This is a genomic window from Paenibacillus sp. OV219 (assembly GCF_900110075.1).
Lineage (GTDB): Bacteria > Bacillota > Bacilli > Paenibacillales > Paenibacillaceae > Paenibacillus_Z.
Genome location: NZ_FOCJ01000001.1, coordinates 354393 through 378426, shown reverse-complemented (window position 1 = coordinate 378426; position 24034 = coordinate 354393). Strand labels below are relative to the sequence as shown.

Below are 24034 nucleotides of genomic sequence, written 5' to 3'. Positions count from 1 at the left end.
TTCCCACCAAAGACGCGAGGAAAGCCCTGCGTTCAAGTGAAAAAGCTTGTTCAATTATCCTTCATTTAACAGATCGTCGGTCTTGGCCGTCCAAGCAGATAGCCCTGCGCATATTGCACGCCAAGCGCCTTCACAAACGTAAGCTCCTCTTCCTCTTCGATGCCCTCTGCGACGAGCGAAATGTTCATCTGTGCCGCTAGCTCTGTGAAGGTATGAACGAGATGGCCTTTCATCTCATCTTGATGGATGCCGCTAATAAGCGACCGGTCGATCTTGATGTAGTCTGGCTTCAGTTCAACGATGGATTGCAAGGACGAGTAACCCGCTCCCGCATCATCAATCGCGATTTCATAGCCTTGACTGCGATAATGCTCGAGCAGCTTCTTCGCCGAGGCGAAATCCTCAATCGAGCTCCGTTCCGTAATTTCGAATACGACATGATGCGGCGACAGCCCATATTGCTCGAGCAGCAAGAGCGTCTGTCCCGGCGTAAAGGTCGGATCCTGCATAATCTGCGCCGTAATATTAATGAACAGCTTCTGACCGCTCGATAATCCTGTGCTGCATTCGATCGCCCGTTCCCGGGCAAGCCGATCAACGGAGTATGTAAGACCTTCTTCCGCGGCAAAATCAAACAACGGCAGCGGTCCGTCAAACCATCGCTGCGTCGGCACCCTCGTAAGCGCCTCATAGCCATAGGCCGCACCGGTCCCGCACTGCAGCGAGATAATCGGCTGGTACACTGGCTGAATGAGGCGACCTTGCAAGATCTGATCCAGCGTGCTCCGCTTCAGGCCGCGCTCTGTCGCACTCGTCGACTGGCCGTGAATGACAGCCTGTTTGATGCCTTCGTACATCCGTTCTTGCTCGGAACGAATGCCATTGTCGAGGATCGATACGCCAGCATGAAGACTAAGCTCAGGCACATTGCCGCCGAATACCGCATTAACGAACTGCTGCTCCCAATCCTGTTTCATCTGACTGCCAAGCTCGAGCAGCTGTTCTTCCATCAGTTCCCTCCCTACATAAGGCAGCTTGATGCAGACGAACAGATCGTCCCGCAGCCATAGTCGCGATAATCCGCTTAGCCCTTCCGGCTTCTGCTCCTGCAGCACCTGCTCGGCGAACGGCTTCCATTCCGCCTTCAGCCTGCCGCTAATTTCCATTTGCTCCTGAGCCTTGCCGTGCCATGCGAAATAGATGATCCCCATTTGCTCTTTATTTGTTACTATCACATTATTCCCTCTCTCGGATGCTCTCAGGTATTCCGGCTGCAACATAGGCACTGCCGCTCACCGCCTTCGCCTGTTTCTTCAATCTGGCAGCTGCCTGCGAGATCATCGCTGGCGTCACCTTATGCTCTCCATCCCAGCACAGCAGTGATAACGATAACGTAACGCCGTCTTGCTCCACCGTCTTCCCGCTTCGGTCCATAACCGCTGTGCTGGCCTTCGCGCCTTGATGATAGGCCCCAACTCCCCCGTCAAAACGCGCAATCATATATTTGCACAGCTTGATTGGAGGATCATCCGTCTCCGACAGTACGATGAAGTCATCTCCGCCAATATGGCCGACAAAATCATGCTGCTCCCCCGCAAGTCGAGTCACGTCCTCCATCACAGTAGCAAGAAACCGAATCAGCTCATCTCCTTGCTGAAGCCGTAGCAATCGTTATACCATTTGAAATAATCCAAATCGCCATAGATGATCGAGAATGGCTTGCCTTACACGGCATGAGAAGCTGATTGGCGCCGCATCCATTCGTTCTATTCTGGAATGTATGACACAGCTTCGCACCGAGGAAGCGAGAACAGCGAATCCGCTGACCGGATTGCCCGGCAATGCGACCATTCAACGAGAGATGCAGCGGCGTATCGACGAAGGATGACATGGTAAAGCCTTGAAATATCACGCGCCATCGCCTGCTGCGCAACCTGCTCAACGGTCAGGTTCGCATCGACAACGAGCGCTTCTTCATCCATCATTCTTGTAATCGAGCGGTTCCAATAAAGCGGCAATCCGAACTGTCCAGCAAGCAGCTGATTCATATTCTCCTTCATGACGAGCCCTAGCGGTTTGCCTTCACTTGCGATTACCGCTCCCTGCACAAGCGTGTTGATCTCGAACATACGGGCTAGATCCGACACGAGCGAGGCCGGGGAGAACGTTGGAATCGGCTTCGCGAGCGCTCCGATTAAGAATGGCGCCGGCGAGTCAGCAGGCAATCCTCTGGCCCCGCTTCCCCAACTCCATTCCTGATGTTCCATCTCCCGGCTTCCGCTGGAAGGCGCACTCTGCTCCAATGCCACCGCAGCTTGTTCCATCGCCGCGCTTTGCACTTGCTGCAGTTGCTGTTTTAACATCGAAAGTACAGCTTCTCTAATTCCTTTGTAGATTGTCGCTTCCGCAGATCGCCCCGTCGCTGATGGAACTGCTGCCGCGAAGCCAATGATGATTTTGCTGCCCGTGCCGCTGCTATTCGCCTCGAATCTTTCATAACCACGGAGCAGCTTGCTCTGAAGGGAGTCGATAGCACTACGCAGCAGCTTGTCCAGCTTCTCTTCCGACTTGCCAACGCGCTGCAAGAAGAAGAAATAATCGTTCTCCATCCTATACCGCCATATGAGTCCTCGCTGCTGCATGACCCATTCTGACATCGCGTCTTGGACCGGCAAAGGCATTGCTGCGGATACATGTGCGATGATGATCCCGATGCCTCCGCTGCCCGACCTTTCCCGAAGGTGCTGAATCATCGTGCGGTCTAATAGCCCATATCCGATTTCGTCCACTTGCATCCCTCTTTAGGTATCCAGTCATATAGTAGGCGCTTCCAAACATTACTATTGTAGGACATGTATGTGATGGGAACGTGAAAGACTGTTAAATTCATGTAAAAATAAAAAGATCCGCGCCGCTTATCGTATAAGCAGCATTCGGATCCATTATTCAGCCGAAACGGCCGGAAATATAATCGTCCGTCGCCTTCTCTGACGGGTTCGTGAAGATTTTGTCGGTCTTGTCATACTCGACGACTTTACCCATATAGAAGAACGCCGTCTTGTCAGAAACGCGCGCAGCTTGATGCATGTTGTGCGTAACGATGACAATGGTGTACTCCTGCTTGAGCTCGGAGATAAGCTCCTCTACCTTCGCTGTTGATACCGGATCAAGCGCGGAGGCCGGTTCATCCATCAGTATAATCTGCGGCTTAACCGCGATAGAACGCGCAATACAGAGACGCTGCTGCTGGCCACCGGACAGCGCCAGTGCGGAATTGTGCAGACGGTCCTTCGTCTCGTCCCACAGCGCGGCTTTGCGGAGGCAGTCTTCTACGATATGGTCAAGATGCTTCTTGTCCTTGATGCCATGATAGCGGGGACCGAAAGCGATATTCTCGTAAATGGATTTATGAAAAGGATTCGGGCGCTGCCATACCATGCCGATCTTCTGACGAAGCAGCACGACGTCGACGCCTGGCTCGTTAATGTTCTGGCCATCAATCCAAATTTCCCCAGTAACACTTGCATTGTCAATCGTATCGTTCATCCGGTTCAAGCTGCGTAGAAACGTGGATTTACCACAGCCGGAAGGACCGATGAGCGCCGTGACCTCACGAGGAGCGAAATCAAGCGACACTCCTTTAATTGCTTCCTTCTCGCCATAGAAGACACGCAAATTTTTTGCAGATAAACCGCCATGTGTATGCACAGATTGTCACTCTCCCCTATTTGGTCGCTGTAAATTTACGGTGCAGGTATCTTCCAAACCATCTGGCCGAGAAGTTGAAAATCAGTACCATAAGGATCAGAACCGCCGACGCGCCAGCTGCAATTTGCGCAGCATCCGGTGCAAGTCCTTCGCTGTTGATCTTCCAGATATGCACGGCCAGTGTCTCAGCCGGTCGGAACGGGTTGATTGGAGAGCGTGCGTCAAGCGGATTCCAGTTTGTAAAATCAAGTCGCGGAGAGCTCATGCCGGCTGTGAATAACAGCGCTGCTGCTTCACCGAATACACGGCCCGCTGCAAGAATCGTCCCTGTTACAATTGCAGGTGTTGCGATCGGCAGCATAACCGAAGTGATCGTCTTCCAGCGGGAGAGGCCAAGCGCGAGGCTTGCTTCCTTCTGCTCACGCGGAACGCTCTTCAGAGCTTGCTCTGTAATACGAACCATCAGAGGTAGGTTGAATACGGTGAGCGCCAGTGCGCCCGAGAATAACGAGAAGCCAATGCCAAACAAGTTGACGATAACAAGCAAACCGAACAAACCGATAACGATGGAAGGAAACGACGAGAGCACTTCAACGATCAAGCGGATCGAGTCCGTTAGACGCCCTGCTTTCGCATATTCGCTCATATAGATGCCGGCGCCAAGGCCGAGCGGAATTGTAATGATTAGTGTAAGCACGAGCAAGAACAACGAGTTGAACAATTGTGGTCCGATACCGCCGCCAGCTTTGATCGTCTGCGGTGCGGAAGTTAAGAAGTGCCAGCTGATATGGCCAATGCCACGGAACAAGATATACCCGAGCAAGCTCGCAAGAATCAATACGATGAGTGCGGATACAGCGTAAATGACCCCGGTTGCGATACGATCTGCCGTTTTTGCGCTCATCGATTTCTTCTCCTTTCAAGGAAGCGAACTACGAATACGAACACGAATGTCATTGCGAGTAGAATGAGTGCCAAGGACCAAAGTGCATTGTTATGCGCAGAGCCCATAACCGTGTTGCCCATATCAAGCGTAATCACGCTAGTCAGCGTCGATGCCGACTCGAACAGCGAGTGCGGGATGTGCGGCGAGTTACCAATAACCATCTGAACGGCGAGTGCTTCACCGAATGCACGGGACATACCGAGTACAACGCCTGTCAGAAGCGAAGGCAATGTCGTCGGAATGACAATGCGGTAAATCGTCTGCCAGCGCGTTGCGCCAAGTGCGAAGGAGGCTTCCTTAAGACCTGCGGACAAGCCGGAAAGTGCATCCGTAGCAATTGTCGTAATTGTAGGAAGAATCATCAGCGACAATACGATTGCCCCTGCCGCAATACCGATCCCCTGACCTGGGAAAATCGCGCGGAGTGCCGGAACGACTAGGCTCAGTCCAACAAATCCGAATACAACAGATGGAATACCTGCAAGCAATTCAATGACCGGCTGCAGAATACGTTTGCCAAGACCGGGCATAATTTGTGTCATAAACACCGCCGCGCATACGCCGAGCGGAGCTGCAATCAAAGCCGCAAGCAGAGAAGTGCTGAATGAGCCGAAGATGAACGGCAAAGCGCCATATAGCGGAATGTCGCCTTCAGGATCCCATTTCAATCCACTGAGAAGCCCGCTGAGGCTGACGCCATCACTAACAAACGTAGTCAAACCGCGGGAAGAGACGAAATATACGATAGCTCCGATTGTCACGACAAGCACAAGAATACATAGCGCCGTGTACACCTTACCTACCCATTCTTCAACCAAATGCGGTTTAACGAAAGCTCTTGTTGATTTTACAGGTTGCACATATTGTTTTTCAGTAGCAGCGGGCCGCTCCATGGATTTTCTCTCCTTCTACAAGCATTTCTATGTTCCTTGGTTAAACACCAGAGGAAGCAAGAGGCGGATCACTCTTGCTCATCCCTCCTGCGTTACTTATTATTTTGTGTTATTTTGTGATGTTGCCAGCTGCATCGCGTTTTACTTGCATTTTGCCAACTGGGAGGTAGCCAAGCTCTACTACGTCGCTGTTTTGAATTTCGTCGCTCATTAGGTAGTCAATGAATGCTTTTGCTACTGCGTTAGGCTCGCCTTTTGTGTATACATGCTCGTAAGCCCATACTGGATAGTTGCCGGATACGATGTTCTCTTCCTTTGCTTCTACGCCTTCGTATTTCACTGTTTTTACAGTGTCATCAATGTAGGAAAGTGCTAGGTAACCGATCGCGCCTGGTGTTTCTGCAACAAGCTTCTTAACCGTACCGGACGAATCTTCTTGGATCGAACCTTGAATGTCTTCCGATTTCGTGCCAAGCGCGAATTTCTCGAACGTTTTGCGAGTACCGGAGCTGCTTGGACGGTTAACGATTGTAATTTTTTGATCTTTGCCGCCAACGTCTTTCCAGTTCGTTACTTTACCTGTGAAGATGTCAACCAATTGTTGTTTAGTCAGGTTGTCGATGGAAATCTCTTTGTTAACAACTGTTGCCATTGCAACGACTGCTACTTGATGGTCAACCAATTCTTTTGCTTTATCTGCATCTGCATCAACGAATTTCTCTTCAGCGAAAATATCGGAGTTACCGAGGTCTGCTTGACCTGCGGATACTTGCGTCAGGCCAGTACCACTGCCGCCGCCTTGAACTTGAACGGTGACGTCTGCGTATTTCGCGTCTTCCATGAATTTCTTCGAAACTTGCTCAACGAGTGGTTGAAGCGCTGTGGAGCCTGCTGCCAGAAGCGATCCGCTTAGAGCGTCTCCGCCTGCGTTTGCTGTGTTCTCTGCATTGCTATTTTGTGAATTGCCGTTAGTGCTCTCATTTTTGGAGCCGCAAGCCGCAAGTCCGATCGTCAACATCAGTGCTACAACAACGAGTAATACCTTTTTCATTTCGTTAGTTTCTCCTTCCGCTCCCAGGCGGTTTATTTGTTTACAAGACTTATTGTAAGGGCGGCGTATTAATGTGGTATTTTCGAAGTGTTAACGCAATGATAAAAGTATATAGAATAATTGAATAATGTATGGGGGTATTATAAAATCTATATATAATCATGTCGTTTGGGAGTACAAATATTATGAATATATTAAGATTGCAAATTTTGGTATTGCTAGATCGGTTGAAAAAGGTCACCGCAGTGGCTGAAGAGCTTGGCGTCAAGCAGCCGACCGTCAGCTTTCATATGAAGAAACTCGAAGAGGAATGGGGTACGCCGCTCTTTGAGATGAAGACCGGGAAAGTGTTGCTCACCGAAGCCGGCAGGCTTCTCTGTCATTATGCGGCGGGCATTGACCAACTCTATCGAGAAGCCGAAGCACGGTTTGCCGTACTCGAGCAGACGGGAAAACATCAGTTCGTTATTGGCTGTACGGACTGTGCGGCGGCAATTCTATTCGATGACGATTGGTATGCGCGTGTCACAGAAGCTGTCGAGGTGCAGATTAAGCTTGTGACCGGATCGAGCAGTGAATTATTAGCGAAGCTTCGTGATGGTACGGTCGATCTGATTGTAAATGGCGGATTGTTAACTCCTCTGACTCAGAATGACTCGGTTCCATTATTAGAAGAAATGCTAAACGAGCGACCGCTTGCGATCTATATGGCGGAGTCGCATCCACTTGCGAAGTCAGCGGCAATACCTTCGTATCGTTTAGCGGCATTGCCTTTTGTAAAGCTCGAGGATAGCGAGCTGGAGGAAGCACTGCTCGATTGGGAGTCGCATGAGAAAGTCAATCTGACCTTAACGCTGTCGACGGATCGGATTCAGCATTCGCTAAGCGCTGTTCGCTCCGGCTCTTTAGTTGCGATATTACCGGCTTTGAAGAGTTCGCAGCTGCCGAAGGGCATTGTGCAGATTCCTTTAACAGGGGCGCAGAAGCCTTACCCATTGACTGCAATTTGGCGCAGCGATTATTGGAATCCAGCCCTGCTTCAACGATTGAGCGGCTTGATGAAGGAGCTGCTAGCTAAGTAAGAAGCAAAATATAAAAAAGCAGCTGATTTCGCGAAGGCGTCTTGTTGCTCGCTTCGGATCAGCTGCTGCGTATAGGATATCGGTTTGGCGGGTACGATAAGTTCGGCTATATCTACGCGTTTAAGTCAGGACGGGATCCTGTTACAAGATAAACAACGGATTCACCAATATTCGTTGCATGGTCGGCGAAGCGCTCGATGTAACGTCCAACGAAGCTCAGCAGGTTTGCCTGCGAAATCGTTCTCGGATCTTCCATCATGATGGTAAGCAGCTCGCGAATGATTTGCGCATACAGGGCGTCGACGAGATCATCGTCTTTTGCCATTTTGTAAGCCATATTCACATTTTCCTGGACATACGATTGAATGGATTCGTACGTCATCATTTGCACGATTTGGCTCATGCGCGGCAGATCGATCAGCGGCTTGATCAGCGATTGACCTTCGAGTCGTACAACGACCTTCGCGATATCAACGGCAAGGTCGCCCATCCGTTCCAGATCGCTGGCAATCTTGAAGGCGACGAGGATCCGCCGAAGATCCTTCGCTACCGGCTGCTGCGTTGCGATCAAGCGCGATCCGATCTCGGATATTTTTTCTTCGATCATGTTCAGCTCTTTATCTTCTAGGATAAGCCGTTTCGCTGCAGTTACATCGACCTTCTCCAGTGCTTGCATCGATTGTGTCAGCGCGGTTTCAACGCGGCGCCCCATCTCAACGATCATTTCGTTCAACTCTTCAAGTCCATGATCGAGTTCTCTACGTTTCGTCATCATGCGTTAGATGCTCTCCTCTATTTTAGGCATATTGGTTGGTTGGTTGCTTGCTTGCTGGCGGCTTTGGATTAACCAAAACGTCCGCTAATGTAATCCTCCGTGCGTTGGTCGCGCGGGTTCGAGAACAGCTTCTCCGTGTCGGAGTACTCTACCACTTCACCGTTCAAGAAAAACACCGTTTGATTGGATACACGCGCCGCTTGGTGCATGTTGTGCGTTACCATTACGATCGTATATTTGTCTTTCAATTCTTGCGCGAGCTCTTCGATCTTCAGCGTAGAAATCGGGTCAAGCGCAGAGGTTGCTTCGTCCATAAGCAGCACATCTGGGCCTACCGCGATTGCGCGAGCGATACAAAGACGCTGCTGCTGACCGCCGGAGAGGCTGAGCGCCGAGCGCTTGAGATGATCCTTCACTTCCTCCCACAGTGCAGCGGAACGGAGCGAAGTTTCCACGATCTCGTCTAGCTTGCTCTTGCTGCGAATTCCGTGCAGACGCGGGCCGTAAGCAACGTTATCGTAGATGGATTTCGGGAACGGATTGGGCTGTTGGAATACCATGCCGACCTTCTTGCGAAGTGTCTCGACATCTACTTCTTTCGAGTAGATATCCGCTCCGCCGATCGTAATTTTGCCGTCAATGCGTGTACCGGGAATCATGTCGTTCATCCGGTTCAGCGTACGAAGCAGCGTCGACTTTCCGCAGCCGGAGGGCCCGATGAATGCAGTGATCGCTTTTTCAGGGATATCCATACTCACGTTCTTGAGCGCGTGAAAGTTTCCATAATGTAAATTCAATTTGCTAATATCAATCAAGGTTTGCGTAGCTGTAGTTTGCATGCTGAACCCCTTTCAGGTGGGTGGACTATTCAAATGAATTCGATCCATGATCAATTGTGTCTATGCTAGATTAGCTTCCAATTGTCATGTTTATATGATCGTTTTGTAAACTCTATATTAAAATTGCTCGGCATGAGTTTGCGTCATGCTAGGTACATGAATGATCAAGCCTCATCTGAGAGTTGGATAATCCGACTCTCAGATGAGGTTTCGCGTCGAATTCCTGTTGAGAGTCGGAATTTGTTCTTCTCGGCAACTTCCGCACAGAGCCAGTTCACTCTTCCGACTCTGAGAGATCATATATGTTCTCTCAACTTCATAACTAAGTAGTTTCGGCGGTGAGAGATCAGGTTTCGGCGCTGAGAGATCATATATGCTCTCTCAGCACCACTCAGCAGCAAAGTAGTGGTTTAGGTCGCTTGTTACTTAGTTGCGAAGAGTTCGGTGATATGCGCCCCCCTCACCACCTTACAAAAAAAGCAACCCGCAAAGCGAGTCGCTTTCTCTCTAACGATTGACCTGCATATCCGACATCAGCTGCTTCATCTGCTCGGTGACGCGCTGCGATTGCTGATACGCATCGCTCGCGAGCTTGCCGATCTCGCCGGCGCTTCTGCTGTTGCCTGCGGCAGTGTGGAACAGCTGTTGAAACACATCAGCGGCTTCCTTTACATACGACTGGCTCGCATCCGCCTCCGACTTACCTTCGCTGACCAGATGTACCGTCTCTTTGACAGCCTCGAGAATGGCACTGATGAACAAGTTAATATCATCAGCAGACTGCTTCGTCTGCGTCGCGAGCTTGCGCACCTCGTCCGCGACTACAGTGAAGCCGCGTCCATGCTCGCCTGCGCGGGCTGCCTCGATTGTCGCGTTCACCGCGAGCAGATTACACTGATTCGCTAGCTCGCGAATTAGCTTCGATACTTTGCCGACCGCCCCAGCTCGATCCTGCAGTTCGCTAATTTGAACTTCCTGCACATTGGTTCGCGCCGACAAGTTTTGAAAGGCTGCGGACACCTTGTCCAGCTCATTCTTCCCTTTAAGCGTCAAGTCGAGCATCGACTGCGACATCGACTCGCCAAGCTGCGAAGCTTCGTGCACCTGAACGACGGAGCGGTCGATCTCGCGAATCATCTTTTCTGCGCCGAGAATCGTAGCTACTTGCGATTGTACCGTCTTCTGTTGAATCAACCGCGACAGCTTAAGCAGATCCGACATCGTCAGAATGCCGACAAAACGATCATCCTCGGCAACGATCACACAGTCATACACCGTCTTATCATCACGCCCAAGCGCAAGATCCAATAGCTGTTGCGGCAATATTTGTTGGTTCACCGTGAGCGGCCGCTCATCCATCAGCTTCGCAATTGATTTGCCATAATAGATTTCCCTGCCAAAACGATGCGTCTGAATAATCGTCAATCTGTTCTTCATCACTAGCCCAAGTGGTTTATGCGCTTCATCGCACACGACGACACATTCGTTGTCCGGTGTCACGGCGAACTGTTCGATTACTTCTTCACAAGTATGGTGAATTCCAACGATCGGTACGCTCCGAATGAAGGGCTCTAATATCTCATAGCCAATTTCAGTTATTGCCGATATTGCTTCTGCATGATCTATGTTGTTGGTCATTGTGGTCAGTTCATCTGTTGTTGTAGGTGCTGCCGGAGTCATTCTCTGAACGGTTTCGAGCTCAGCGTTTCTTCCTAGTAATAAAATAGACATTAGTTCTCTCCCTTCAGGGCTATGTATCTACTTCAAACTATAGGTACAAAGGATTATCGTTATTGCCGTTAAATGTTAAACTAGTGTTAAAATAGAGGATCAAGTTAAGACCAGTGATCGCCAAATTCGTTTTCGAAGGGCTGGCTGCACTCGTTTTCATAACGCTGTTCTTTAGGAACCGCTCATTAGGAGAAGAATCGCCGACCAAACAAGAAACAGACCGAACTACGATAAATTTCATCAAAATAATCGAACGAACGCTTTTGATTGGCGCAACCGGATTCGTCGTCATTCAACTGGTCCGTATCTGCCTCAAATAAAAAAAAGCTGATTCGCCAAAAATCGGCGAAACAGCCCCTCCATACTCATCGCATTCTACGAGCGTTTATCCAAAGCGGAACACGGAACACAAGATTGATGAGCAATACAACGAACACGAGCACAGCAGCCGATTTCTCTGCGATGAGCTGAGCGTCTGGGACTATCGCTTCTGACTGTACATACCACAAGTGAACAGCAAGCGTCGCGCCTGGCGACAGCGGATTGAAATCCCACATGGCGCCCGATGAAGAAACGCCTGCTGTCAGAATAATAACAGCGCTCTCGCCGAAAGCACGGCCTGCTGTCAAACAGATTCCTGTAATAATCCCGTTCAGCGCGACAGGGATGATTACGCGGCGGATTGTCTGCAGATGCGTTGCGCCAAGCCCGAATGAAGCCTGCTTCATTTCTTGCGGCACTGCGCGAATGGCCTCTTCTGTTACACGTGTCAACACAGGCAAATTCAAGAACGCCAAGCTTACCGCACCGCCAATAATCGTTAGACCGACATCGAACTGCTCGACGAACAAAGCGATACCGAACAAGCCGAAAATAATCGAAGGTACGGATGCGAGTCCTTCAACGCAAATCCGGATAAAAGCAATAAATTTATTCGCAGGCGCGAACTCTGCCAAGTAGATCCCCGCAGCCATGCCAAGCGGAATCGAAATCACTAGCGAGATAAACAGCACATAGAACGAGTTGAATAGGACCGGACCGACGCCTCCACCCTCGTCAATCTCACTAGGCAGCCCAATGAGAAAGCCAAAGTCGAGCTTTGGAAGCCCTTTTTGCAAGATCAGGAATAAGAGACTACAGATAAAAACAATCGTACAAAGGCCGACGAGCCATACGACTCCGGTAAATAAGCGGTTGTTCAAATGGTTCAAGCCTCTGCTCGAGGAGAAGGGGTTCGCCTGCGCTTGCAAAGTCGTGGATTTGGAAGTATCCGTGCTCATTGTTTCACTCCTTTACCTTGAATCAAGCGAACAACCACAATCATAATGAGTGAGATTACGAGCAAAATAAAGCCCATCATATATAGCGCGTAGTTCCAAGTGGAATCAAACGGGACATTCGCGATTTGCATGACGATGTTGCTTGTCAGAACCGAAGTTGGTTTGAATAGTGCATTCGCCAGCTGTGGCGTATTACCGATAACCATGACGACCGCCATTGTTTCACCGATCGCACGGGCCATGCCAAGAATAACTGCATACATAATGCCGCTTTTTGCAGCAGGAATAACTACTCGAGTAATCGTTTGGAACCGGGTTGAACCAAGTGCATACGAAGCATCGCGGAACTTCTTAGGTACAGCGACGATAGAATCGTCAATTATCCGGCTGATCGTAGGCAGTACCATGATCGTGAGGACAATCGCCGCAGCTAGAATACCATCACCCATATTCGTACCTGTTACGGAGCGGAGCATCGGAATAAGAACAGTCATACCAAGGAAACCGTATACGACTGAAGGAATGCCGACAAGCAGGTCAAGGATCGGACGAAGTGCCGTCTTCAACCAGCTCGGTGTCATTTCGGCCAAGAAAACTGCGATGATAACGGATAGCGGTACGGAAATCAGCATCGTCAATAAAGTAAGTGCAAACGTACCGAAAATAAATATAAATGCACCATATTGATCATTCTCAGGTACCCATTCCGTACTGAAAAAGAAGTCCTTCACCGAAACTGTCTCAAAGGTAAGCACCCCTGTCCGGCCCATAAGGAACAAGATCGAGAACAGGATGATACATACAAATACGGCGCTGGCGATGCAGATGACTTTAAACGTACGATTATACAGCGATAGCCTTGCCTTACGGCCGAATTTCTTGCCTGATGAAGCTTTGAGACTGCTCCCCAGTTCATCCGCTTTCATTACCTTGCCAGAAGTGGGAACTTCCATCATGCTCATGGCGCTTTAACTCCTTTCGATTATAAGAAAAGCCAGCTTCGCAAGTATCAACTGCAGAAGCTGGCTCCATCCGTCCCTCAATTACTTCTTCATTGCGGAGAGTGGGATAAATTTAAGCTTTTTCAGAGAGCCGTTTTGGAACTTCGCGCTTTGGATGTACTCGATGAATGCTTTTACAGCGCCAGTAGGTTGGCCTTTAGTCATGTAGTATCCGTAGCCCCATACTTTGTACGTACCGTTGATTACGTTAGCTGCTGTTGGAGCAACATTGTTGATTTTGAGTGCTGTCATTTTGCTAGTTACATAGACAAGGTCGATGTAACCGATTGCGTTAGGCGTAGTCTCGATCGCTGTTTTCATGTCGCCGCTCGATTTAACTTCTTTGTAGTTATCGCCTTTAGTCATGTAGTCAGAGCCGTTCAGCGCTTTTACTTGGAAGTTAACGCGTGTACCGGAACCAAATGCACGGTTGATTACAATGATATCAGCGTCTTTACCGCCAACATCTTTCCAGTTGGAGATTTTACCGGAGAAGATACCTTGCAGTTGAACCGTTGTCAGGCTGCTTACGCCAACGTTGCTATTCGTGATTGCTGCGAAAGGTGTTACTGCTACTTTGTTAGCTACAAGACCTGTGAAAGCTTTGAAGCCTGGTACGTCAAGCGATGCATCCCAGTCGCATGCGCCGATGTCTGCGATACCTTTACGTACAGATTGCGGGCCAGTTACGGAGCCTGCTGCCGATGCCGAGATTTTCACTTTCGGGTTCAGCTTCTGGAATTCGTTCTTCGCTTGCAGCGTCAGTGGAAGAAGCGCCGAAGAACCGTTAATGACAATACGTCCGCTCAGCTTGCTCGAAGCGCTGGCAACGGAAGTGATGGAACCGAGTGCAACTGTCAGAGCAATTGCGGCAAATGCAAAGCCTTTAAACCATTTTGTTTTCATAGAATGTAAGTTCTCCTCTCAATTTGGGACAATCTATTAGTTTGTTACTTTCTTGAATGTATCGCCATTCACTACATTAACGTTGCCGTCAATCACAATTGCAATTGGTGTGCCTGGAGCTGCGATTACTTCGCTTGCATCGCTATCCACCTTGCGTACCGTTTCCTTCACGTCAGTCAGAGCGTCCACTTTAATCAACGTAGATGCATCACCGGAATCAACAAGTGCATATACCGTGTCGCCAGCGATAGTAGCTGCAAGCACGTCTTGATCGCCAATCAGCGTAGTCAATGTTTTGTCAGCTGCTACTGCAACCAAGGCAGAAGGCTTGTTGTCTACAGAGCTGATGTATACAGCCTTCGAACCGTCTGTTGTTGCGCCAACGAATACTTTGTCATCCGTTTGCGATGTTACTTGAACAGGTTTGCCGTCTTTTACTGTAGCGTCGAAGCTGAATACTTGCGGCTCCGTACCTGTAGAGTCAATTGCAACATCGTCAGCGTCTACTGGCTTCGTCGCATCAGCCGTTACTGTGCCTGGCTTCGTAATGGTGTAGAAGAACTTCGTGCCGTCCTTCGATACGGCCAAGTTTGATTTGTAATCAACCTTGTCTTCAAGCACTTTCGTAATCGCGCCGTCAGCGAGGTTCATCTTCGCGATGACTGAGCCTTTGTCACCTTGCAGGAAGTAGATCGCGCTGCTATCAGCTGCCCATACGAGCTCCGGCTTGATAGAGTTATCCGTGGAAACGGTCTTCGAAGCGAAGCTGCTGCTCTTCAAGTCGATTACATTTACGATACCGTCTTCATTCGTGTAAACCGCAAGTGCACCGTTCGGGGAAACGGTCAGATTAGAAGCTGATTCTGAGCTAAGAACTAGTTGGTATGCTGCTGTTTGCGCATCAACGATGTAATCGTTACGACCTGTTTCTGTCATCTCCGAAACAAGCAGGTGGCTTGCATCAATCCAGTTAGCTGCGTCTGCGTGTACCTTCTGTACAACATCAATCGACAGTGTACCAGCATCATCAACATTTCCGTCCAGACCAAACGTGCTCAGGAAGTCTTCGGACGAGATATAGTAACTACCGCTTACGTTTTGCACGGCTTGCGCTAGTGTTACTGCTTCGCCGTCAACAAGCGCTTCGTTCGAACCTGCGTGAAGCTCAATTGCATGACCTTGGAAGTAAGCCGTTACGCCAGCTTTCACGTTGACAACGAATATTGCGCCTACCGCTGTTCCCAAGTCACGAAGCGATGCGAATGCAGCGTCTTGCGCCTGAATAGAACGAACTTGAACCGCAGAATCGTTAACCATTACGTTAAGTGTAGCTGCCGCCGAAGTAACTTGATTCGCAGTTGCTGCCGATACTACCCCAGTTGCTGTAGTGCTCAGCGCTGCTGCCAGTGCAGAAATCATAAGCGTTTTTTTCATAGACATTTGGCTCGTACTCACCCTTCTGGTATGGTTTCTTTTACCTAAACAACTATGTACAAGATTGATTATATGGATCTAATGTTAAGAGGTCGTTAATCTAGTTCTCCGGTATTGTAAAGTAAGAGTTAATCTATTGTGGATGTATTGTAAAGGAGTGCCATAGAACTAGAATTCAGCCCCTCAGCGCAAAAAAAAGCCGCTTCAGTCGCCAATAACGACAGTAGAAGCAGCTCTTCGACGATGGTCCCAGTAATCACCAGCCAGATTTCATATTCATTTCATTTGAATTTAAGAATTACAAGATAAGATCTTACTATCACTCATTATAGATAAAAGGTTGATTATCCATGGATGTATCCAATTCACTGTTTCATTCCTTCCCACTCATTCAAACCAAACGATTGCGCCTGCGGCAAATACATGCAGCTGACGCGACAGACGTCTTCGACTTCTATTCAGATCCGCGCGTGATGCAGCACCAAGATTGGGCCGGGCCGCCGACGATCGAAGCAACGGAGTCGTTAATCGATTCTTGGAATGAAGCTTACACCGATCGCAAGCTGTTCGCTTGGGGCATATCCCAGCATGAAGAGGACAAAGTCATCGGGTCCGTCATCCTTATGCCGACCAGAGGGACGTTCGATGAAGTCCCTCAATTCCCCCTGTCGCTTGGCTATGATCTGCACCCCAATTATTGGAATAGAGGTATCGCGTCCGAGGCGTTGAACGGCGTGCTCGACTTCAGCCGCAAATCGATTGGGTTTAATCGCATTCAGGCAGAGGTGCTGCCGGAGAATAAAGCGTCTATACGAGTGCTGCACAAGCTCGGATTTCATGAAGAAGGTGTGCTGAAGCAGTATCTGATGCACGAAGTGACGCACAAGTTTCTTGATGTCGTCATGCTTGCACTATTGCTTAATTCGTAAAAAAAGAAGCCTGCCGCCTAAGCCATGGGGCTTAGAACGACAGGCTTTTTTAAGTTAGAACTACTGGCTTAACAACTTAGTGCGACGGACCGTATTCGCTGCTCTCTGCAATCGCGTCGAGCTTCTCGCGACCCATGAAGAACGCGAAGGCAAGCGCGAGTATAGATGGAATGATCGCCCACATGAAGGTGTAAGTGATGGAAGAAGACAGCGCCGCGACGATCTTATCCAACACTTCCGTTGGGATAAGCTTGCGCGTCTCCGGTGTCAGAATCGCACGCGGATCGCTTAGGTCCAGATTGGCAGGAATTTGGCCGGCATCGGAACCTGCAAACGCATCTTTAAGCTTGCCTGTCATAACATGGCTCTGAACAATACCAAATACCGTGATGCCAATCGTCATACCGAGCGAACGAAGGAAGTTCAGTGTCGCGCTCGCGGCACCACGTTCTCTAGGAGAGAACGAATAAATCGCAGCATTGCTCAGTACCGAGAACGAAGCGCCAATGCCGAGTCCAACAAGAATCATGAAGATCGTTACAATGAAACGAGTGGAATCAACATCGATAGTTGTAAGCAAGATATTTCCAAGAACAAGGATTGCCAGCGTTGGCCACATTAGTGAGCGGAATGACAATTTCGTCATCAAGAAACCGCCGCCAGATGCTGTAATGACCGAAGCAAACATCATAGGCAGAAGGACAAGACCTGCATTTGTCGCTTTACCGCCAAGTACCCCTTGAATAAAGATCGGGATGTACACAGACGCAGTAATAAACGCCGCTCCGCTGAACATCGCCATCGCGTTACTGGTCCAGTACAGCCGCTTGCGGAACATTTTGAAGCTAATAATAGGTTCAGATACTTTACGCTCAATGAAGATAAACGCGATGAGCATGACCGCGAATCCGGCGAACAAGCCGAGAATGCGCGCAGAATCCCAAGCATAATTCGGTTTACCGCCAAGCTCAAGCGCGAACATGAGGCAGACGATGCCGGCTACCAGAGTGAAGGCGCCGCCCCAGTCGATTTTCTGCTTGGAATGCTCTACCGACTCTTTATAGAAGAAGGCGATCATAAAGAAGGCAATTAAGCCAAGCGGCAAGTTAATGTAGAAGATCCATTCCCACTTGATGTAATCCGTGATGTACGCACCAAGCAGCGGGCCAAATATACTTGACATACCGAATACTGCACCGAACAAACCACCAAGCTTACCGCGACTCTCAAGCGGTACGGCATCGAACATGATCGTGAATGCGATCGGAACAAGTGCTCCGCCGCCAATGCCTTGAATGGCGCGATAAATACTAAGCTCGACAATGGAATGCGCAGTTCCGCATAGAATGGAGCCGAGCATAAACGTCAGAATTCCGAATATGAAAAACTTCTTGCGTCCGTACATATCGGACAGCTTGCCGAAGATCGGCATGCCTGCCATCTCCGCTACCATATAGGCAGATGTCACCCATACGAATTTGTCCATCCCACCGAGATCGTGGACGATTGTTCCCATTGCTGTTGCAACGATCGTATTGTCCATGGATGCCATCAGAATGCCTAACAGCAAGCCAGCGACTACGATACCAACATTATTACGCTTTGCCACCATTGTGTGAAGCTCCCCTCCAGTTCATATAATGTTTCGTGTTGTTGTACCCCGCCTTTACAGCTCATCATCAAAAATCGGTACCGAGTTCAACCACACTTGTTCGCCACCCTGCAGCTCCGTGAAGCTTCCGTCCTTGATCTCCCGGATAAAAGCCTGAAGCCATGAAAACTCCGATTCAAGCTGATGCAGGATGAACTGCTGCTCCACGATGTAGATTCGTGCAAGCCCTCTGCTCAGGAACAGCTCAATACTCGCACGGCGCTCCACAATTTCTTTCTCGATGTAGCCGACGCGTTGATGGAGCAGTTCTATCGTCTCTTGCGGCGCAATGTGGCCGATGAGCGACAGAGCCGCCGGGAAGTGCGGGTACTCCTTCACCGGCGAATAGATCAGCTCCCTTATCCATTCATGAAATCCTGCACGGCCTGCATCCGTCGGCGCATAGATCGTACGTTCAGGATGCTTCCCCTCCCGCTCCGTCTGAAGCGGCACAATCCACATCTGCTTGAGCAGCGATTCTACAACGGAATAGAGCGAGCCGTTGTTCAGCTTGATCACATCCGGAATGCCGCGCTGCTTCATCGTTGCAGAAATTTCATACGGATGCATCGGTTTCTCAATGAGCAATGACAAGACAGCCAGTGCCAGCATGTTGTTCACTTTCCGTTTGATCATCTCCCATACACTCCTTCGAAACGCAGTAACACCGCATAGTCTATTTCGACTATACGGTTTCGGATGATTAAAGTCAACGGTCCCGGGACTGATTTCATTTATACATTTCTCTATAACTTGCCCCAGAGCAAAATAAAAAGCCCGAAGTACTTGGAAGTACTTTAGGCTCCTATTCAGTGGTGGACTAAAGGCAAATTACAACGTCTTATACGCACGAATGATCAGTGCGATCGCTTGCTCACGTGTTACTTTGCCGAGCGGATCGACCTTGCCTCCGCCGACGCCTTTCATAATTCCTTTGCTAGACAGAAAACCGACGGCATCTAGCGCCCAAGCAGCAATTTGAGATTTATCCGTGAATGAAGGGTGGTTATCTGCCTTCACCAGCGCCGGATCGGCCGCTTGCGCAGCTCGGTACAACATCACGCAGATTTCCTGACGCGTAATCGTCGCCTTCGGGGAGAACGTCGTTGCTGACGTACCTTTTACAATGCCAAGATTGCTCGCTTCCAGCACTTGATTATCCGTCGTATCTGAGAAAGGATTAGACGTGATGGGCTGCGGAGGTTTACCGGTATTAACACGATATAATTGAACGACGATGCCCGCGAATTCCTCTCTTGTAATCGACTCCTGATATTTGCCAAGTACGGCATCCGTCGTTAGTTTCTGCTTGATTGCCTCGATCAGATCAGGTTTCGCCCACTCGCTGGCTCCAGCAACGAGAGTTGCAAGCTGATCATCAGAGAGCGGCGGTGGTCCTGAAACAGTGCCTGAGCCTGAGCCAGAGCCAGAACTAGAGCCTGTGTCGCCACCCGACCCTCCCGGAATAACGCCAACAATCTGACCTAAATCAGGGAGTTTAATTCCTGGAACCACCGATATAACATCGATATTCGAATCGAGTATCGTCCTCTTCTTCGTCTGAAAAAGACGCGGCACGTCGCCAGGAATCAAATAAACTGGCAGCGTAAACTTATCGATAATCATTTCCACCGCATATACATAGAGTGTTTCCGGGCTCGTTACGGGATCGGTGAAGCTGAGTGGTCCCATATGATCCATCGTATCATTGACATATAAGACTTTTTCGCCGTCCTTGCCGCCTGTTCGTTTGATCTGATAGTACGATTCCATGTTCGAATTATCATTCCAAGCAAGCGTTACGGAGCCGCCCTTATTTTCCGTTAGGGTCAGACCGTCTAGCTGAACGGGCTGCTTGACAGGGAAAGGGCCAATCGTGATGGAAGGATGGCTGTCGGATCCAAAAAGTGGCGAGTATTCGGCATCCAATTTCAATATTACACTTGTTATTGAAACATCCAATGGCAGACTAAATGATCCCCCGAATCCAGGAGCGTACACGTTCAACTCCTGAACCGGATACCAATTTAAACCATTATCTGAGGAGTACTGAATATTCGTGCTGTCCACATCCGTGTTGAGTGCACTGTCATCCGCGACACTGTAACTAATTTTCACCCCGCCAATTAAGTAAGGTGCGCCGTTCATGATCAGCTGGAACTTGGAGATGTGCACCTCCGCATGCGCCCTCGGAAGCGGCAGCGCAACGGTAACGAGCAGCATTGCGCATAACAGACATATAAGCCTCCGCGCGTATGCGCCACCATTCAAACTTGCCATCCTCTTACCTCCCACATAACGATCTCATGCAGCTCTCTACTATTGTATACAGAGCAGGCATGTGCCGGATATTATGCGAAAGTTGTATAAAAGGAGTATTCGGCTAGGTCAGCTTATAGAAAGCAGCAGCGTTCCCGCCGTAAATCGCCTCGAGCTCCTCCGCTTCGAGTGATGATGGCAGCGCAGAAGCCAGTACATCACACACATCACTGTAGCTGCCAGCGAGCAAGCATACCGGCCAATCGCTGCCGAACAGTACGCGCTTCGTGCCGAATACGCCGACGATATGCTGCACATATGCGACGAATTGCTCTGGCGTCCACTCCAGATGGTTCGCCTCCGTAATCATGCCGGACAGCTTGCAATACACGCCTGGGAACGACTCCGCGATCTCCTTCATTTGGCTCGCCCAAGGCTCAATGACTCCCTCGCCGATCCGTGGCTTCGCGATATGGTCAATAACCGCGTGCAGGCCAGGGACTTGCTTCAGCAATTCAATGGCTTCAGGGAGTTGATGCGATACGAGCAGCAGATCGACAGGCAGCTGAATCGCCGCCAGCTCTTGAAGCGCCTCCACGAATTGCGGCTGCAGCACCTCGCGCGCATCCCCCATGTCCTGGATCATGACGCGGATGCCGACAAACTTCGGATGCGAGGAGAACGACTCCAACACCTGACGCCACTGCGGATCGGCAAAATCAAGCCAGCCCACTACGCCAGCCACCGACTCCGATTGCTCGGCAAGCTGCAGCATATATTCTGTCTCCGCATGGGTAGCCGCCGCTTGGACAATAATCGTACGGGACACACCGGCGCGTTCAAGCTCCGGCTCAAGGTCAGCAGGTCCATAATCGCGATATAGAACCGGTCCCGCTTCCGGTGTCAGCCAGCCGTAATCACCGCGATCAAGCTTCCAATAATGTTGATGCGCATCTATTCTGATCATTTTTAATACTCCTCTTATTCATATTTAGTTCGTCCTGAAGCCGTTCATCGGTTATAACAGGTAAATCTGTAAGCGTTTTCTATTTTTACATATCATATCGTCGAAGGAGGATACTAATGCAGCTCAATTTTATGACCTTCAATTTGCGTGTTCACGTTCTGGAGGATGGCGACAACGCTTGGCCTAACCGGATTAATGAGGTTGCTGAAGCAATCAAACAAGCACAAGCAGACATCGTTTGCACCCAGGAAGGATTGCCTTCGATGCTGCAAGATCTGCAAGCGTTGCTGCCCGAATATCAATCAATTGGGGCTAGCCGAAGCAGTGGTACACCAGACGAATGCTGCGCTCGCATGTGCACATGGGCTAAATTCAGCAGCCTTGAAGGCAAGGAATGGATCGTCTATAACACTCATCTCGATCATGTGAGCGAAGAAGCGCGGCAGAACGGCATACAGCTCATCCTTTCCAAGATGAACCCTTCAAAGAGCCTCATCCCATCTATGCTTACTGGTGACTTCAACTGCGAACCTTCAAGCAAAGTCATCGAACTCATTCATGAGGCAGGCCTCATCTCCGCATTCTCGTTCTTGGAAGAACCACTGAGCCGCACCTATCACGGCTTCCAAGGCGGCGATACGGGAAGTCCAATCGATTATATTTACATGTCGGAGGATGCACGAATTTCGTCATCTACCATCGACCGCAGCCTCTATAACGGGCGATACCCTTCTGACCACTATCCGATCACCACAACTGTAATCTTAGACTAAATGCTATAAAAAAGGAGTGCCTCGGCACTCCTTCTTCATGTCTACTATCCTTGGTCCGGCACGAAACGGTTCGTCAATGAGCCAAGCTTCTCGATCTCGATCGTGACGACATCGCCAGGCTTTAAGTATACCTGCTGCTCCGGCGGCAAACCGAGTACGACCCCTTCAGGCGTTCCTGTCAAGATAACATCGCCAGGTACAAGCGTCATATGCTGCGATACGTAGCTCACAATCTCATCACACTGGAAAATCATATCCGACGTATTCGACGACTGGCGTACCTCGCCGTTCACGGTCGATTTGATCCACAGGTCGTTCGGATTGCCAACCTCATCAGCTGTTACCAAATAAGGTCCAAGCGGGCTGAAGTCGTCGCAAGTTTTGCCGAGCAGCCATTGTTGCGTACGAAGCTGCAGATCGCGCGCAGACAAGTCGTTTACCGCACAGTAGCCGAAAACGTGACTCAGCGCGTCTTCTTTCGCCACATATTTGGTGTTCTTACCGATGACGATAACAAGTTCTGCTTCATAGTCCAGCTTCTCTGTTACTTTCGGCACGGCGATGTCTTTCAGATGACCAGTCAATGTGTTGTTGAATTTGTTGAACAGAATCGGGTAATCCGGTATCGGTGCGTTCGTCTCTTCCGCGTGTTTGCGGTAGTTAAGACCGACGCAGATGATTTTGTTCGGATGCGTTACACACGGTCCCCATTCAATGTCGCTCTCCTTGCGAGCATAAGCTTCAGCACCTGCTATAGGTAATGCGGCAACATAGCTGCGTAGAGCAGCTAGCACGGATTCGCCACCTTCAATTACCGCTGTCACCGTAGTTGGTACTTCATGTGTAGCTGGAACGTTTTGAAGCGCATCTTCAATATCAATAATGATGCCATTCGCGACAGCAACGCCGAGCGCGCCTCGTCCTTGTTTCGAGATCGTAACCAGTTTCATAAAGCTCGAATGCCTCCATTCAAATCGTAATTTATATTAAAGCTGCTATGGAATCACACTTGTTATGCGTTCTTGCCGAATACAACGCCGCCGTCTACATAGAATGGCGAGCCCATAACGAACGAGGACTCATCCGAAGCAAGGAACAGAGCCGCTTTCGCAACGTCCGCAGGGAAACCGAGCTCTTCGCTCAGCTGGCGCTTCTTCAGCCCCTTGATTGCTTCCTCAGGATCGTCGTACGAGGTTTTCAAATAATTTTCCACAAAAGGAGTCATAATCGTGCCCGGCAGCAGCGCATTCACACGAATGTTATATTGCGCATAGTCAACCTGCATCGATTTCGTCAGCGCAAGCACAGCGCCTTTCGTTGCCGCGTAGGAAGCGCGGCGGGCTAGTCCGATCTCCGCGATACAAGAGGACATATTGATGATTGAACCGCTGCGGCGCTCGATCATATGCGGAATGACATACTTGCTCGGTACGAAGACGCCGCGGATGTTTACATTAATGACGCGATCCCAAGCTTCCGGCTCGATTTCATGGAGAACGCCGACGCCGCTGATGCCGGCATTGTTGAAGAGCACATCAATGACACCGTAGCGGGCAATAATTTGATCTACCATTGCGGATACTTCATCTGGCTTCGTGACGTCAGCGCGAATGAAGATCGCCTCGCCGCCTGCCGCTTCGATTTCTTGCACGGTTTCCTGTCCGTTCTGCTCGGACAAGTCGTTAATAATCAACTTCGCCCCTTCGCTAGCGAACAGAATCGCCGTCGCCTTGCCGATACCTGAACCTGAGCCTGTAATGAGAATAACTTTATTTTGCAACCGCATGCCTCTCATCTCCCTAAACTTAG

General features: G+C 49.8%; 23 protein-coding genes. 3 read left to right on the top strand and 20 right to left on the bottom strand.

Going from position 1 to position 24034, the window contains the following annotated elements; all coding sequences use genetic code 11:
- Positions 1–65: 65 nt before the first annotated feature.
- From BMY11_RS01555 to BMY11_RS01525, 7 genes are all read right to left on the bottom strand, one after another.
- Positions 66–1235 carry an EAL domain-containing protein gene (locus tag BMY11_RS01555; protein WP_177182456.1) on the bottom strand — a complete coding sequence of 390 codons (1170 nt, stop codon included), beginning with the start codon at positions 1233–1235 and terminating at the stop codon, positions 66–68.
- 1 nt (position 1236) lies between these two features.
- Positions 1237–1668, bottom strand: coding sequence for a nucleotidyl cyclase domain-containing protein (locus BMY11_RS01550; RefSeq protein WP_143069190.1), 432 nt, complete (start codon positions 1666–1668; stop codon positions 1237–1239).
- 98 nt (positions 1669–1766) lie between these two features.
- A complete protein-coding gene (locus BMY11_RS01545; protein WP_090572712.1) occupies positions 1767–2789 on the bottom strand; it encodes a CBS domain-containing protein in 1023 nt (340 codons plus the stop codon).
- Between the two features lie 157 nt (positions 2790–2946).
- Positions 2947–3708: a phosphate ABC transporter ATP-binding protein PstB gene (pstB, locus tag BMY11_RS01540; protein ID WP_090572711.1), complete on the bottom strand. Its 762-nt coding sequence runs from the start codon at positions 3706–3708 to the stop codon at positions 2947–2949.
- 16 nt (positions 3709–3724) lie between these two features.
- Positions 3725–4612, bottom strand: a complete 888-nt coding sequence (gene pstA, locus BMY11_RS01535; protein WP_090572710.1) for a phosphate ABC transporter permease PstA — start codon at positions 4610–4612, stop codon at positions 3725–3727.
- Positions 4609–5547, bottom strand: a complete 939-nt coding sequence (gene pstC, locus BMY11_RS01530; RefSeq protein WP_090572709.1) for a phosphate ABC transporter permease subunit PstC — start codon at positions 5545–5547, stop codon at positions 4609–4611. Before pstC (BMY11_RS01530) ends, pstA (BMY11_RS01535) begins: the two co-directional genes overlap by 4 nt.
- 109 nt (positions 5548–5656) lie before the next feature.
- Complete coding sequence (locus BMY11_RS01525; RefSeq protein ID WP_090572708.1) at positions 5657–6598, bottom strand: phosphate ABC transporter substrate-binding protein; 942 nt, start codon at positions 6596–6598, stop codon at positions 5657–5659.
- A 185-nt stretch (positions 6599–6783) separates the two neighbouring features.
- On the opposite strand from BMY11_RS01525, the gene BMY11_RS01520 reads away from it, so the two are divergent.
- Entirely contained in the window at positions 6784–7680 is an 897-nt protein-coding gene (locus BMY11_RS01520; RefSeq protein ID WP_090572707.1) for a LysR family transcriptional regulator, read from the top strand.
- 112 nt (positions 7681–7792) lie between these two features.
- Here BMY11_RS01520 and phoU read toward each other — a convergent pair whose 3' ends face one another.
- From phoU to BMY11_RS01480, 7 genes are all read right to left on the bottom strand, one after another.
- Positions 7793–8452 carry a phosphate signaling complex protein PhoU gene (gene phoU / locus BMY11_RS01515; protein WP_090573482.1) on the bottom strand — a complete coding sequence of 220 codons (660 nt, stop codon included), beginning with the start codon at positions 8450–8452 and terminating at the stop codon, positions 7793–7795.
- A gap of 71 nt (positions 8453–8523) precedes the next feature.
- Positions 8524–9294 carry a phosphate ABC transporter ATP-binding protein PstB gene (gene pstB, locus BMY11_RS01510; protein WP_090572706.1) on the bottom strand — a complete coding sequence of 257 codons (771 nt, stop codon included), beginning with the start codon at positions 9292–9294 and terminating at the stop codon, positions 8524–8526.
- A 507-nt stretch (positions 9295–9801) separates the two neighbouring features.
- Entirely contained in the window at positions 9802–11025 is a 1224-nt protein-coding gene (locus BMY11_RS01505) for a methyl-accepting chemotaxis protein (protein ID WP_090572705.1), read from the bottom strand.
- Between the two features lie 365 nt (positions 11026–11390).
- On the bottom strand, positions 11391–12305 hold the full coding sequence (pstA, locus tag BMY11_RS01495) for a phosphate ABC transporter permease PstA (RefSeq protein ID WP_090572703.1): 915 nt from the start codon (positions 12303–12305) through the stop codon (positions 11391–11393).
- The gene (gene pstC, locus BMY11_RS01490; RefSeq protein WP_090573481.1) at positions 12302–13261 is read right to left on the bottom strand and encodes a phosphate ABC transporter permease subunit PstC; all 960 of its coding nucleotides are present in this window, start codon (positions 13259–13261) and stop codon (positions 12302–12304) included. Before pstC (BMY11_RS01490) ends, pstA (BMY11_RS01495) begins: the two co-directional genes overlap by 4 nt.
- 87 nt (positions 13262–13348) lie before the next feature.
- Positions 13349–14212, bottom strand: a complete 864-nt coding sequence (locus BMY11_RS01485; protein WP_090572702.1) for a phosphate ABC transporter substrate-binding protein — start codon at positions 14210–14212, stop codon at positions 13349–13351.
- Positions 14213–14248: 36 nt separating this feature from the next.
- Entirely contained in the window at positions 14249–15652 is a 1404-nt protein-coding gene (locus BMY11_RS01480) for a stalk domain-containing protein (protein WP_090572701.1), read from the bottom strand.
- Positions 15653–15996: 344 nt separating this feature from the next.
- Here BMY11_RS01480 and BMY11_RS01475 point away from each other — a divergent pair, with 344 nt between their 5' ends.
- On the top strand, positions 15997–16575 hold the full coding sequence (locus BMY11_RS01475) for a GNAT family N-acetyltransferase (protein WP_090572700.1): 579 nt from the start codon (positions 15997–15999) through the stop codon (positions 16573–16575).
- A 76-nt stretch (positions 16576–16651) separates the two neighbouring features.
- Here BMY11_RS01475 and BMY11_RS01470 read toward each other — a convergent pair whose 3' ends face one another.
- The 4 genes from BMY11_RS01470 to BMY11_RS01455 form a co-directional block, all read right to left on the bottom strand.
- A complete protein-coding gene (locus BMY11_RS01470; protein ID WP_090572699.1) occupies positions 16652–18187 on the bottom strand; it encodes an MDR family MFS transporter in 1536 nt (511 codons plus the stop codon).
- A 54-nt stretch (positions 18188–18241) separates the two neighbouring features.
- A complete protein-coding gene (locus tag BMY11_RS01465) occupies positions 18242–18862 on the bottom strand; it encodes a PadR family transcriptional regulator (RefSeq protein WP_090572698.1) in 621 nt (206 codons plus the stop codon).
- 195 nt (positions 18863–19057) lie between these two features.
- Positions 19058–20506, bottom strand: coding sequence for an S-layer homology domain-containing protein (locus BMY11_RS01460; RefSeq protein WP_090572697.1), 1449 nt, complete (start codon positions 20504–20506; stop codon positions 19058–19060).
- 103 nt (positions 20507–20609) lie between these two features.
- Positions 20610–21452: an amidohydrolase family protein gene (locus tag BMY11_RS01455; RefSeq protein ID WP_090572696.1), complete on the bottom strand. Its 843-nt coding sequence runs from the start codon at positions 21450–21452 to the stop codon at positions 20610–20612.
- A 116-nt stretch (positions 21453–21568) separates the two neighbouring features.
- On the opposite strand from BMY11_RS01455, the gene BMY11_RS01450 reads away from it, so the two are divergent.
- The gene (locus BMY11_RS01450; protein ID WP_090572695.1) at positions 21569–22225 is read left to right on the top strand and encodes an endonuclease/exonuclease/phosphatase family protein; all 657 of its coding nucleotides are present in this window, start codon (positions 21569–21571) and stop codon (positions 22223–22225) included.
- Between the two features lie 44 nt (positions 22226–22269).
- On the opposite strand, the gene BMY11_RS01445 is transcribed toward BMY11_RS01450, so the two are convergent.
- Both BMY11_RS01445 and BMY11_RS01440 read right to left on the bottom strand, forming a co-directional pair.
- The gene (locus BMY11_RS01445) at positions 22270–23175 is read right to left on the bottom strand and encodes a fumarylacetoacetate hydrolase family protein (RefSeq protein ID WP_090572694.1); all 906 of its coding nucleotides are present in this window, start codon (positions 23173–23175) and stop codon (positions 22270–22272) included.
- 62 nt (positions 23176–23237) lie between these two features.
- The gene (locus BMY11_RS01440) at positions 23238–24011 is read right to left on the bottom strand and encodes an SDR family NAD(P)-dependent oxidoreductase (protein WP_090572693.1); all 774 of its coding nucleotides are present in this window, start codon (positions 24009–24011) and stop codon (positions 23238–23240) included.
- Between the last annotated feature and the right edge of the window lie 23 nt (positions 24012–24034).